Here is a 13,557-nt window from a genome sequence, read left to right as displayed (position 1 = left end):
ATCCAACACCGGCTCTGGAACACGAGCGGGCCGCCGGACGGTGAAGAACTCATCTCAACATGTACAAGGAGCGTTTCAGCAATGCAGGTTTCAGAAAGCACGGCAACGCAGGATGCAGGTGTTGCGCAGCGCGTGACCCATCCGCTCGATCCCTTGACCGCTGACGAGATCAGGGCTGTTGCCCAGATTCTCAGAGTCAGCCAAGGCATCACCGATAAGCACTGGTTCGCCCAAATCGGACTCCGGGAGCCGGACAAGGAAGTCGTCTCGCAGTATCAGCCCGGAAAAGCAGTGAACCGCGAAGCCTTCGTTGTAGTCATTGATCGGGAAAAGAACCAGACGTTCGAAAGTGTGGTGTCCATCACTGGATCATCCGTTATTTCATGGGAGTACATCGAGGGCGTTCAGCCGGCCATCATTCTCGAGGAATTCAACGAGACGGAAGAACTCGTTAAGTCGTCCCCGGAGTTCCTCAAGGCGATGGAACGACGCGGAATCACCGACGTCACCATGGTGACCATCGATCCCTGGTCAGCCGGCAGCTACGGAGCGGATGAGCGGGATAAGCGCCGTATTAACGCGCTCATGTGGCTACGCATCGACAGCCCGGACGACAACGCCTATGCCCATCCAATCGACGGATTGATCGCTCACGTCAACCTGACCGACCGAACAGTCGATGTGGTGGACAGAGGAGTCGTCTCGATTCCACGAGAGCCCGGCAACTACGTCCCCGAACTCACGGGCCTAACGCGCAACGACTTGCGCCCGATCGAGATCACCCAGCCCGAGGGACCCAGCTACTCCGTTGACGGTAACGAGGTTCGCTGGCATAACTGGAGCTTGCGCATCGGCTTCACTCAACGTGAAGGACTTGTGCTCCACAACGTAAAGTACCGCGATGGAGAGGACGAGCGGTCAGTTCTGTACCGGGGTTCGCTTTCCTCGATGCTCGTTCCTTACGGTGACCCGAGCCCAACCCAGTACCGCAAGAATGCTTTTGACATCGGCGAATACCATATTGGCTACTTGACGAACTCCCTGGAGCTTGGCTGCGACTGCCTCGGAGAGATCCGGTACTTTGATGCCGACCTTTCCAATGGGCTCGGCCAGCCATACACCATCAAGAACGCCATCTGTATGCATGAGGAAGACACCGGCATTCTGTGGAAGCACTCGGATATGGGCACCGGCAAAGCTGAGGTACGTCGAGGCAGACGGCTGGTGATCTCCTTCATCGCTACCTTCGCCAACTATGAATACGGCTTCTACTGGCACCTCTATCCCGATGGGACCATTGAGCACGAGGTCAAGCTGACCGGAATCCTTACTACGGCCGCTGTGGAACCGGGTGAGCGCACAAAGTTTGGGCAACTTCTCAACAGCGACGGTCTGTATGCCCCCGTTCACCAGCACTTCTTCAGCTTCCGCCTCGATATGGACGTGGACGGCGAGATCAATGAAATTTATGAGGTCAACGCCCGACCCGCGGCTCCCGAGGATAACCCCTACGGCAACGCGTACTTCGGCGAGGAGACCCGATTGGGCACCGAGTTAGCCGCACAGCGACTCAATGATTCTTCGACGGATCGCTTCTGGAAGGTTGTCAATCCCGCGAAGTTCAATCATGTGGGTGAGCCTGTTGCATATCGGATCATGTCGCCGTCTTCGTCAATTCCGAAATGGTCCGACACCGCACATATTGCGCCGCGGGGTGAGTTCATTAGCAAACAACTGTGGGTTACACCGTTCCAAGAGCGTGAACTCTATGCGGCGGGCGACTATCCATACGGAAATCCGGATAACGGCGGTCTTCCTCAATACACAGCCGGAGACCGCTCACTGCTGAATGAGGACCTGGTTGTGTGGCTCACGCTGGGGGTCAACCATCTTCCCCGACTTGAGGATTGGCCAGTCATGCCGGTCCAGCACGTGAGGTTCAAGCTTGAACCTCACGGATTCTTCGATCGAAACCCCACGTTGGACACCCCGCGGCCAGAATCAGCCCATTGTGTGAGCCTCGACACTGACCAGTGTTCACATTAAGTCCGGAAGGTCTTCAATGTCTAACATTTTCTCAACCAAAACTTTCGATCTTGCATCTGAACAGTTTTAACTACTCATCGACGGCCAGCTGGTTGCCGGCGCATCAGGCCTGAAGCAATTCACGGATGTCCACGTAGTGCAATCAATAAGCTGAAGCCCGGCGCGGTCTAATCTGCACGGCCCAGAGTGGAGCCTGCCCACTTAGCCAACGGGTTGGCTCCACCGGGGCTGTCCAGCTGCGCGGTTTCCTGCACAGCACCGACAAGATCCATTTATTTTATTCAAAGAAGGTGATCATGCGCAGTCTGAGCCACCAAGGACATCAGGGCTGGCCGATTTTCCCCCCTCCAGTCCTCATGGCCCCGCGGACCGGGCGCTGGGCAGCGGGGCTTGGGATGCTGAGCGCCGCGGGGCACCTGAGTCTGGCTCTAGTTCATCAAGACCATCATGGCATGCCGATGTCGACGGCCATGATCCTGATGTCGGCACTCTGCCTCTACTGCATAACTCACCTCTGGACAGGGCCTAAACAACGCACTTGGATCATCACCGCTGCGATGTACGGTGGAATGGTTTTAATGCACATCCCATTTCTGGTGAATGGTTGGACCACTGCCGGGACGCCCGCAACATTCACCGGCCACCACTCGGGACACCAGACCGTCTTGTACCAAAACGGGGATATCGACTTGGGAATGGTGGGGCTAATGCTTCTCTCGTTGATCCAGGTATGGATTTCCCTGGGCGTTCTGCGCGCCCATCGGGATGAGGGTGCGGCAATCCGTGAGACGAGCACCCGCGAGGGTGCAGAAATCCCATCCTCATGAATATGGCGATGCAGAACATGCGACAGCCGATGACGAACGCAGCTTCTAGCAAGGCCGCGATCGTCACAGGAGGAACCAGGGGAATTGGACTGGCCTGTGTCGAAGAGCTTATTCGGGTCGGCTACCAGATTCTCATATGCTCTCGTAATCAAAATGAGGTTGCTTCAGTCGTCAAGGCTTTCGATAACAGAGTTTCAGAGGTCGCCGGGATCACGGCTGATTTATCCGACCCAGGAACAGGCGAAATACTAACTTCTCGATGTATGGAATTATTTGGCCGAATCGATACGGTAATAAACAATGCAGGAATATTCACCCCGACGCCGCTGATTGACATGACGGCCGCAGCCTGGGACAAGACGCTCAACATCAACTTGAGGGCGCCCTCCCTACTTTCTGCAGCTGCTGTAGAGAGGATGCAACCTCACACCGGCTGCTCTATCATCAACATTTCATCCATTAATGGTTTGGCTTCAGAGGACAACTTCGCAGCCTACAATGCGTCCAAGGCCGCCCTGATGTCTCTCACGCAGACAATGGCCAGTGAATGGGCGCCCTTGGGGGTGAGAGTGAACTGTGTTTCGCCGGGTTGGATATATACGCCCCTCAGCGCACCATGGATCGGCGATCTGACTCAAGAGGATCTCTCGCGGCTTATTCCGATGAGTCGCGTTGGGCAGCCCGAAGAGGTTGCCTCCGTGGTCGGCTTCCTCGCATCTGACGCGGCGAGTTACATGACCGGCCAAACCATCACCGTCGATGGCGGCATGCTCTCCAGACAACCCCAGATCTAGGTCCTCGGGCAGCGTGAATTTGGGGCCCATAAAGCTAAAATAAATGATGTATTTCGCGTTTTTAAACGCAAGGAGAAATAATGAATCCGAAAGATGCTGCTGACACGAAGTCACCCCGCAGCAAGAGTACTGCACTGCGTGCCGGTGCCATGGGCGCCCCGGCACTCGTCTTCCTCGTCATGGCGTTCCAGGCACCTCTGACTTCAACGGCTGGAAATATGCCGTTTATCGTTGGGCAAGGTAATGGAGTTGGCTCCCCTGGAGCGTTCATCCTGGGCGGGGTTATTCTTACATTTTTCGCCATTCCCTTCGCGGCAATGAGCCGCCGTATTACTAATGCAGGAGCCTTCTACTCTTATATTTCCGCGGGATTCGGGCGCCCCGCAGGAACAGCCGCGGGTTGGGTCGCTCTCTTTACCTACAACGTGTTGATGCTGGTCCCGGTTGCGTACGCTGGATACTTCGGGAGTTACGTCTGCCAGGCCGAGTTAGGAATGGATGTGCCATGGCAGGTCTTCAGCTTCGGCGTCTTACTCTTTGTTTGGCTCATCGGTATCCGAGGCATTGAAGTGAACACGATTCTGATGGCGACCTTCCTTGTCGCAGAGATTGCGATCCTCGTGCTGACAATCATTGGCGTCTTCTCAAAGACCGGCTTCGGATCAGTCACTACGTCCTTTGCGCCGTCGGAGATTCTCTCGGGCAACGTGGGATTGGCGCTTACCTTCGCGCTCTTGTCGTTCATCGGATTCGAAGCCACGGCAGTGTTCGGCGAGGAATCGCGAGACCCCAGGCGCACGGTGGCCCGTGCCACCTTCGCCGCCGTATGGGTCATCGCAGGTCTGTATGCCCTCACGACATGGGCAGCCGTCGCAGCCTACCCGTCTGGGGATGTCGTGAATATCGCGCAGACAAGCCCGGAGACCTTCCTTAGCGGCGCGGCAGTGTTTGGCCTTGGAGCATGGTCTGGGCACGTCCTCAACTGGCTGCTGTTGGTCAGTATCGTTGCTTGTTCCATAGCCGTCCACAACATGGCTTCGCGCTACATTTACGCCTTCGGACGTGATGGGCTGCTCCCTAATGTCCTTGGGCAGACACACCCTAAATACCTGACCCCGCATTTCGCCGGCACCGTCCAGATGCTGCTCATGCTGGCCGCCGTAGGGACTTGTGCAGTTTTTGGAGCCGACCCATATGCGACACTCGCCGGACTATCGGGCAGTTTCGCAACGCTCGGAGCCATCCTCCTAATGACGGTGACATGTCTGGCAGCCATTTGGTTCCTGAAAGATTCCGGTGAAAGTCTATGGGTCAGACTAATCGCCCCCGCGTTGGCCTTCCTCGGGCTAGCAACGGCTATGTGCCTCATCTTGTTCAACTTCGGCATACTGGCCGGAGAATCTGTCCTTGCCAACGTACTTCCCTGGACGTTCATACCGATTGCTGTCTTGGGATTCCTCCACGGACGAAAGACTTTCGGACGAGTAGTGGTCAATAGCCAGGAGTTGCTCCCCACTGTCGACCGGCTGAAATGAGATGAAGCATCGGCCCACGCGTCCGGGACCGGCGGGCGGGGCTACCAGCAGGAAGAACCGCCGGCCTGCCAACCGCACCATCGAGGACGAGGGGATCCTCGACGTCCTGAACGGCCTATGCAGGCCGGACGAGAACGATCGTCTCGCTCCGAGGTGTCGAACCGAGGACGGAAAGAGCGCAAGGATGGGTAGAGGCTGACGCGTCCGGTTTCTGGCTTGCCGCCGACGGTGTCTATACGCGAGAGCTCATAGAGGTGGCTTGCGGCTACCAGGTCTGCACGTGGCATTATCCGGCTTCATCGCATTTGAGGGTGTAGCCGGGGTGGGGCGCGTCGGTAGCCCGTAGGGGTTGAGGTCTTCCAATGATGGAAGTTCCTACACTGCCCATCCGGAAGACCTCGCCGTGACCCTCGCTACCTTCCTGCCTCCTGACCTGACTACGTTCTGCCGCTCTATGAGCTTGGGCTGGAAGCTGCGGGGCAGCTTCTCGCCCATGGCCGGGCGGTGTTGGAATGCCGTGCCGTTGATCCGGAGGACTGGTGCCATTCGTGTGGTTCGCAGGGCATGGCCCGCGGCACGGTCACGCGGCCTCTCGCGCACGAACCGCTGGCTGGCGGCCGACGAGGCTGCTGGTTAGGATCGCCGTTACAAGTGCGCCGGGTGCGGTTGCGTGTGGCGGCAGGACATTTCCAAAGCTGCGCCGCCCGGGCGAAGATCTCCCGTCGCGGGCTGCGCTGTGCGCTGGAGGGCATTGTGTGCCAGCACCTCACCGTCGCCCGTGTCGCGGAAGGCTTGGGCGTGTCCTGGCATACCGCGAACAGCGCGATCCTTGCCGAGGGCAAGCGGGTGCTGATCGAGGACCCGGGCCGGTTCCACGGGGTGGCCGTGCCCGGCGTTGGTGAGCACGTCTGGCGGCACACCCGGCCGGGTGGCAAGTACGTCACCGTGATCATCGACCTCACCCGCGTCCGTGACAGGACCGGCCCGGCGCGGTTGTTGGACATGATCGAGGGTCGCTCGAAACAGGTCTTCAAGTCCTGGATCGCTGGGCGCCATGCAGTCGATCTGGTACTTATCTATGACCGGGGCCTGCAGCAACGCGGCTGTTCCCCAGGTCAGGACAACGCAAGTGCGACGGTCGGGAGAAGCCACGTCTGTTGACGCCGCCCCTCGTTGAAAGGCGAATGCCCTGAGCGACACTAGCGCAATCGCAAAATACCCGGATAGGCGGGTGACAGGTTCTCCTACCCAAGCTACGAGCAGGGGCCACCAAAGACCACCAAGACCTGGCGTTATCAGAGAGGCACACCGCCTTGGTCGGCAAGTTGGATGAGGCGATTGATGTAGCAATCTCCAACTCCTACCTCGCGCAGGCCATGCGTAGCCTGTTTCTGGCTATACCAAGCAGAGCCGGGCTAAGACACCATGGCCGAAACCACCTACGCACTGGTCCGTTTCCAGGAGCCCGGCGACAGCAAAACGCGGGCCGGTCTCCTGGTCAAGGACCGGGTCCTGCCGCTGGACGGGGACATCAACTCCCTGATCGAGCACTGGGACACCACCGAGGGCCAGTTTGACGCCCTTGCCGCCTCGGTTGGTGAGGACTCCGGACTGGCGGGCACCGCCGTCGAAATTCTTGCCCCGGTGGAACCGGCCCAGGTCCTGCAGACCGGCGCGAACTACCGCAAGCACGTCATCGACCTCGCCGCAGCACACCGCGAACCGGGCGAGGACGAGGAGGAAGTGAGCGCCAAGACGGCCGCGATGATGGACAAGCGGGCAGGCCAGGGCACGCCGTACTTCTTCATCGGGCTCCCGACGGCGGTCGCCTCCGCTACGGACGACCTCACCTTGCCTGCCTACTCCAAATCCCACGACTGGGAGCTGGAGCTGGCGGCAGTGATCGGCAGGACGGCGTTCCGGGTCACCCCTGAGGAGGCGCTGGACTACGTGTTTGGCTACACGATGGTCAACGACATCACCACTCGTGAATATGTCTTCCGCAAGGACATGCCGGCCATCGGCTCGGACTGGTATCGGGCCAAAAATGCCCCCGGATTCCTTCCCACCGGCCCGCTGCTGGTGCCCGCCAAGTTCTTCGGTGACCCGCAGGATGTGCAGGTCACGCTGAAGCTCAACGGCAAGCCCATGCAGGACGAATCGACCGCAGACATGATCTTCGGCGTGGCCAAGCTGGTCAGCGAAGCCTCCCAGATCATGCCGCTGCGCCCCGGCGACCTGGTGCTCACCGGAAGCCCCGCGGGAAACGGCCAGCACTGGGGCCGGCTGCTCCAGGACGGGGACGTCATGGAGGGCACCATCACCGGCCTGGGCACGCAGCTGATCCGTTGCAAGAACGAAACCCAAGCTGAGGGCAGCCAGCCGTGACCACTCAGGACACGGCTCCTGCCAGCACCACCGGCACCGGGGAATCAACCGATTCCCCGGTCATCCGGCGTGACGACCCACTCGGCAGCATCCGCGCCATGGCCGCAGCCCACAACAACTGGGGACGCTGGGGCCAGGACGACGTCCTGGGGACCCTGAACTTCATTGACGCGGCCAAGCGCGTTGAAGCTACGGCCCTCGTAAAGACGGGCTAGGCCTTCTGTCCCTTCTCGCAGTGGGAAGCTATTCCATATCCAGTTAGAGCACACCCCAACCTGACGGCAGGAAGAGGCCCTAGAAGCGTCAGAACAAGGCTCGCTTCATCCATTTCTGACACTGACCAAGAAATTTCTAGATGACAGCCTGACACCTATGGCGCGTTCCCTAACGACAGCGCGACAGGGGCAGCAGCATGCCTTCTTACGGCCAAGGGCGCTTCGGCGCCTCACCTTCCGTCATGTAGTCATCCAGGAGGTTGGCATGAACGAATATGAAAGACCAGCCGGCCAGCAGCGGCTCAAAGACGGCGCGCAACGACCGTACAGCGTCATGCAGTAGACGCCGAACGTAGCCATGAACAGGTAACGCCCCAAAACACAGGGTGCAGGATGAAAGGTGGTGCGACCTTGATGGGCCACATATACGGCGATGCCGGCTCCAAGCCGGGCGCGGTAACCGGTGTCAGAGCAGTCGGGAGTCCGGCAGAAGTGATTCTCGAACAGCTGGGCACAAGTCATGTCGCACTCCCCCAGACCCACCATGAACAGGCAGAACAGCAACCACGAACCGATAGGGAGAAACCTGGTGAACACCCAACAACCAAGAAAAGAAATCCCACCAGAATTTTTCTCAGGTCATGTTGCCCCAGCCAGTCCCGCCCATGAACAAGTAACCAGCACCAAGACCGCCGACCGGGCAACGAAGGAGCCACCAGGCCACAGCAGCGGCCACCCATGAAAAAGGCCCCCGGAGGGGCCCTTCACAACACAATTTGTCCACACTCAGAGGCTGAAAAGCCCCTGACCTGCGAAAACACTGTGCCCGAGGTGGGACTCGAACCAGCCTCCCACCCTTGAAAATCCGCCACCCTTCCGAAAACCTCCCCAGTCCGGCCCGGTCCGATGCCGGTACAACCGAATCCGAAGCCCAGGGTGTGGACAGTGTCCACACCCTCTTTTCTGAGCATTTTGATGCACCATGTGGCGGCATGCGCAGTCATTGAGGCGTGGACAATTCTTCTCCACGCCCTCGCTCATTCGGGCCTTCGGTGATTCCGGCTGGGCCGAAATCCGGCGCACGACATTGGCTTGGCAGTGATGTGCGGAGCAGGCCGGGGAGTGGGCAAGAGCGAAAATCACAGCGTTGCGACCTCCTTCGAACCTCTCATGGGCGCAGACCACAGAAGAAGGCATAACCCGAACCCCGCCTATCGAGCACCGGACTGCCGCAAGGCCCAGCACCTTTCAACATGACGAAACGCCGATTATCGGCGTTTTCACGCTTGTCGCGCTTTGTACATTTCAGCGCCGGTCTGGCATGAGCGAGATGACGGTGACTGACGCGCGGAGCCGGCTGTCCGAGGCGGTCGACACCGCACGGGTGTAGGAGAAAGAAAGCATCCTTGCGCGAAGCTCACCAAATCCGGGTAAAACAGATCCGGTTCAGTGGTGGTTCTTCCTGGTCGGCTGACGACGCTTGTGCCCGTGTCAGGACGGCTGCTTCCCTAATTAGCGTTTCACATCCTTAAGGACAAGTCTGGAAAGAAGGCTAGGAGATCTACCCGGCGGTGATTCGCACCGGCAGGGACTCGAAGCCTCGGAGCACGTTGTGCAGGATTGGCACCGGCGCTCCGTCCGGCTCGATGGCGGCCACGCGCTGGAGCAGCTGCTGCAGCACGATTTCCATCTCGAGCCGGGCGATGGGCTGGCCTACGCACTGGTGCAGACCCATGCCGAACGCGACGTGGCCCGACGCATTGCGGTTGAGATCGAAGTCATCGGCGTTCTCGCCCCACTTGCGCGGGTCACGGTTCGCGGCCCCGAGGAACACCAAAACTTTGGCGCCTGCAGGCAGGTGAACTCCGCCAAGGACGGTGTCCAAGGCCACGGTCCGGTGGAACTTCTGGAACGGCGATTCCAGGCGGAGCGCCTCATCCACGGCAAATTTCGCCATCTTGGGGTTCCCCCGAAGCTGGGCCCAGGCCTCCGGGTAGCGCGCCAGCACCGAGAGCGTATTGCCGATGCCGAAGATGGTGGTGTCGACGCCGGCGGACAGCAGGGCGCGGACCAGCAGTGTGGCCTGCTGTTCGCTGATCAGCCCGTCCTCCACGCGCTTCCATATCTGGGCCCCGAAGCCGGTGTCGTCCAGGTTTTCACGTTGGCAGTTCCGCATCACCGCGGCAGCGTGCTCGTCACCCTGGGCGAAAGCCTGCTTGAAGATGTAGTTCTCCGGGCCGAAGGCGTTGAACACCATGTTGCCGTAAGGCAGCAGATGTTCACGTCCGACGTCGGGAATCCCTACCGCGTCCGGGAAGACACGCAGGGGGTACTTTTCGGCGAGGTCTGTGATGGCGTCGAACCGCTGACGGAGCGCCAACTGCTCCGTCAGCTCCACGGCAGGGGGAGTGAACGGCTCGCGGAGGGCACGGACCGTGCCGGGGCTGATGACACCGGTCAGGGCGCGGCGCATCACGGTGTGGATGGGCGGATCCGATTCCAGGATGCTCGGCGGACGCCAGCCCGAATCCTTGCGGATGTCCCGCGGGCCCAGCCCGCCGGAGGAGATGTAGGTTTCGAAGTCGGTCAGGACCTCATAGACCTCCTGGTACCCGGCCACGGCATAGCTGCCGGTGCTCTCCAGGTAGGAGACGGCACCGGCGTCGCGGAGCCGGCCCAGGAACGGGTACGGGTCCAGGAGGTTCGCGGTGTCGAACGGGTCCTCGCCCAACACGTTGGCGTCATGGGTGATAACGGTCATGGGGAACACTCCTGGGGACGAAACTTGGCGGGGTACATGAAGTGGCTAAAGATCCAGGACGAGGCGCGGACAGCCGGCGGCGGCGCGTGAGACGCAGACCAGCATGATCTCGCCGGCGTCACGGTCCTCCTGGGTGAGGACGGCATCGCGGTGCTCGGGCTCACCCGAAATGATCTGGGTTTCGCAGGTGCCGCACAAACCGCCGCGGCAGGAGGACAGGACGCGCACGCCCACCTCCTCCACCGCTTCGAGGATGGTCTTGTCGTTAGGGACGGTCACGGTGGTCCCCGTCCGGGCCAGCTCCACCTCAAACGGCGCGTTGGCTGCGGCGGCACCCAGTGTGGAGGCAACGAAACGCTCGGTGTGCAGGGCGCCAGGTGGCCAACCCATGCAGCGTTCCTCAACGGCGCCGAGCAGTCCGCCGGGACCGCACGCGTAGACCAGCATGTGCGCCCGGGGCATGGCGAGAATCTGGTCAAGGTTCAGGCGGCCCATCTCATCCTCGGCGATGATGCGGATGCGGTCCGGGCCGTACCGGTCCTCCAGCTGCTGCGCGAAGGCCATGGTGTTCCGGCTTCGGCCACCATAAATCAGGGTCCATTCCTTGCCGGCAGCCTCGGCCGCCTCAAGCATGGGAATCAGCGGAGTGATGCCAATGCCGCCCGCGATGAAGAGGTAGCGCCGCGACTCACGCATGGGGAAGTTGTTGCGCGGCTCGGAAATGGTCAGCGGCGTCCCGGCCAGCAGGGCGTGGACCGCTTTTGATCCGCCGCGCGAATCCGGCACGTGCAGTACACCGATCCGCAGGTGGTCCAGTTCCTCCGGTGAGGAACAGAGGGAATACTGGCGCACCAGGCCATCCCCCACGTGGACATCAATGTGCGCGCCCGGCTGCCAGGGCTGGAACTGCTGGCCGTCAGCCCGTCGCAGCACCAGGGAGACCACCTGGTCCGCCACAATGTCTACCTGATCGACGACGGCGTCGATGGTGGCTCCTGCAGATGCAGTCATGGGGTCTTCACTTCCTTTGAAACGGCTCGCCTGCCGCGCAGGCTTGGGCCGGAGATCCGGCCTGTATAGGGGCTTACTTGAGGTTAGGTGTTCCACGACACAGACAGAGGCCAAGTTTCCATCCAACGGAAAGACTGGCCTGCCGCAGGCGGACAGAACCAGAACTACTGCGGCAGATGCTCCACACCCAACCGCCGGCCGATTCCCCGCGAGGCGATGTTGAGGACCGGAACCACGCTGCCCACCGGTGCAGGACGGCCCCGGGTGACGATGCCCAGCGCGGCCACTACCTGCTTGTTGGGCAGGAACACCGGGACGGCCAGCCCGTAATTGTCCGGCCCTGCCTCTTCCTCAGTGGTGGCGTAACCGTTCGCCCGAACCCGTTCGATCTCGGCTGCCAGCACCGTCTCGCTGGTGATAGTACGTGGCGTATGTGGCTCCAACCGCTGGACAGCAGCCGAAAAAAGGTCCTTGGCCCCGTAGGCGAGCATGATCTTGCCCGCGGCACTTGCATGCAGCGGCAGCCGGGCGCCCACCCGCCGGAACGGCTGGCCTGCGCCAGTACCTGACATCCGCTCCACCAGAAGGACCTCCTGCCCATCCAGGATGAACAGGTTCACCACGTTGTGGGTGACGAAGAGGACGTCCTGCATAAACGGAGCAGCCACCTCGGCGATGTTTTGCTGCGCGGGGGCAAGCAGGCCAAGACGCCAGATCCGGTGCCCGACCCGGTATTCACCGTTCAGCTTCTCCAAGCCGCCCCACGCCACCAGTTCGCCGGCAAGGCGGTGCGCCGTGGCAACCGGCAGTCCTGCCCGCCGGGCCATGGCGCTCAGGCTTTGGACGGAGTGTTCGGCGTCGAAGGTGCCCAACAAAGCCAGAGCGCGTGACGTCACGCTCGCTGCTTGCTGGGTGGCAGTACCGCCTCCATCGGACGAAAGCGGCTTGGACCGGACCGTCGAGGCCGGACGGCTGGCGGTGCGGCCGCGCGGGGCTGCGTTTGCCATAAATCACCCTTCTGAGCATCAGAGACCCCGGTTCCGCCGTCGGCGTGGTGCGTGTGGTGCCAGTTTAAGGTCCGACGGCGGTGCCTCCTAGCGCACAAAAGGCAAAGGTAGCGGCGTCGTTCGTTGAAGGGTCGTTCGGTGGGCGAGGGTGCTCAGCCGGACACCGCAGCCAGGCCGGACCCGCGATACGCACCCAGGCCGCCGTCCACGCGGATATCCGATCCGTTCACCCATCCCGATTCGGGGCGCAGCAGGAAGTCGATGACGGGGGCGATGTCGTCCGGGTCGCCAAAGCGGCCCAGCAGGGCGCCGGCTCCCTCGACTTTGTCGCGGCCGTGGTCCTTTTTGAAGTCCTCGAGGATGGGGGTGGCCACGGGTCCCGGGCTGACGCTGTTGACGCGGATCCGCTGCGGCAGCAGCTCCGCGGCCAGGTGCTCAGTGAGGACCCGGACGCACTGCTTTGAGAAGAGGTAGGACTCACCCGTCACCTCGTCATCGCCGCCAACCGAGTCCAGGGCGGCGGCCTGATCGTCGGCAAGCGCGAAAGCGGAGCACTTTGCCTTGACCTCCCGCCAGTTCACGGCGACGCTGGAGGCAAGGTTCACCACGGCAGACCCCTCGCCAAGCAAGGGTGCCAGCGCCCGGACCAGCCCGCGGACGCCGAAGACGTTGACGGCCAACACGGTCCGCCACGGTGCGGTCCCGGGGACCCCGGCAATGTTCGCAAGGCCCCCGATGCCGTGCGGCGCTGCAGCCCCGACTGCTGCCGCGGCGGCATCAATGCCGGCCTGGCTCGAGAGGTCGGCCTGGACAAACGTGCCGCTGAACTCGGTGGGTGCGTTGCGGTCGATGCCAATCAGCGGGACGCCGCGGCTGGTGAGGATCCGAGCCGTCCGAGCCCCGATGCCGGAGGAGACCCCGGTGAGTACGATGGGCAGTTGCTCTTGGGACATACAGACTCCTCGTTTTGCGT

8 protein-coding genes and 3 pseudogenes are annotated in these 13,557 nt (G+C 61.2%); 7 read left to right on the top strand and 4 right to left on the bottom strand.

The features are described 5' to 3' along the window. Window positions 1-81: 81 nt before the first annotated feature. The 7 genes and pseudogenes from QF036_RS10520 to QF036_RS10495 all read left to right on the top strand — a co-directional run. Window positions 82-2,046: a primary-amine oxidase gene (locus tag QF036_RS10520; protein ID WP_307101556.1), complete on the top strand. Its 1,965-nt coding sequence runs from the start codon at window positions 82-84 to the stop codon at window positions 2,044-2,046. 829 nt (window positions 2,047-2,875) lie between these two features. After that, window positions 2,876-3,667 (top strand): SDR family NAD(P)-dependent oxidoreductase, encoded by a 792-nt coding sequence (locus QF036_RS10515; protein WP_307101554.1) that lies wholly within the window; start codon window positions 2,876-2,878, stop codon window positions 3,665-3,667. Between the two features lie 80 nt (window positions 3,668-3,747). After that, window positions 3,748-5,202, top strand: coding sequence for an APC family permease (locus QF036_RS10510; RefSeq protein WP_307101552.1), 1,455 nt, complete (start codon window positions 3,748-3,750; stop codon window positions 5,200-5,202). A gap of 403 nt (window positions 5,203-5,605) precedes the next feature. Continuing rightward, window positions 5,606-6,255: pseudogene (locus tag QF036_RS10505) on the top strand (ISL3 family transposase); the annotation flags it as partial. 260 nt (window positions 6,256-6,515) lie between these two features. Next, window positions 6,516-6,590, top strand: a pseudogene (locus tag QF036_RS25250) (GntR family transcriptional regulator); the annotation flags it as partial. 37 nt (window positions 6,591-6,627) lie between these two features. Next, on the top strand, window positions 6,628-7,590 hold the full coding sequence (locus tag QF036_RS10500; protein WP_307101550.1) for a fumarylacetoacetate hydrolase family protein: 963 nt from the start codon (window positions 6,628-6,630) through the stop codon (window positions 7,588-7,590). Further along, window positions 7,587-7,802: pseudogene (locus QF036_RS10495) on the top strand (cyclase family protein); the annotation flags it as partial. The gene QF036_RS10500 and the pseudogene QF036_RS10495, both read left to right, overlap by 4 nt. Window positions 7,803-9,366: 1,564 nt before the next feature. On the opposite strand, the gene QF036_RS10490 reads toward QF036_RS10495, so the two are convergent. The 4 genes from QF036_RS10490 to QF036_RS10475 form a co-directional block, all read right to left on the bottom strand. Then, window positions 9,367-10,566 carry a cytochrome P450 gene (locus tag QF036_RS10490; RefSeq protein WP_307101548.1) on the bottom strand — a complete coding sequence of 400 codons (1,200 nt, stop codon included), beginning with the start codon at window positions 10,564-10,566 and terminating at the stop codon, window positions 9,367-9,369. 45 nt (window positions 10,567-10,611) lie between these two features. Further along, entirely contained in the window at window positions 10,612-11,577 is a 966-nt protein-coding gene (locus tag QF036_RS10485; protein WP_307101546.1) for a PDR/VanB family oxidoreductase, read from the bottom strand. A gap of 164 nt (window positions 11,578-11,741) precedes the next feature. Then, complete coding sequence (locus QF036_RS10480; protein ID WP_307101544.1) at window positions 11,742-12,473, bottom strand: IclR family transcriptional regulator; 732 nt, start codon at window positions 12,471-12,473, stop codon at window positions 11,742-11,744. Window positions 12,474-12,736: 263 nt separating this feature from the next. Beyond that, window positions 12,737-13,537 carry an SDR family oxidoreductase gene (locus tag QF036_RS10475; protein WP_307101543.1) on the bottom strand — a complete coding sequence of 267 codons (801 nt, stop codon included), beginning with the start codon at window positions 13,535-13,537 and terminating at the stop codon, window positions 12,737-12,739. Window positions 13,538-13,557 lie beyond the last annotated feature (20 nt).

This window comes from Arthrobacter globiformis (assembly GCF_030817195.1).
GTDB lineage: Bacteria > Actinomycetota > Actinomycetes > Actinomycetales > Micrococcaceae > Arthrobacter > Arthrobacter globiformis_D.
This window is presented reverse-complemented; position numbering and strand designations above follow the sequence as displayed.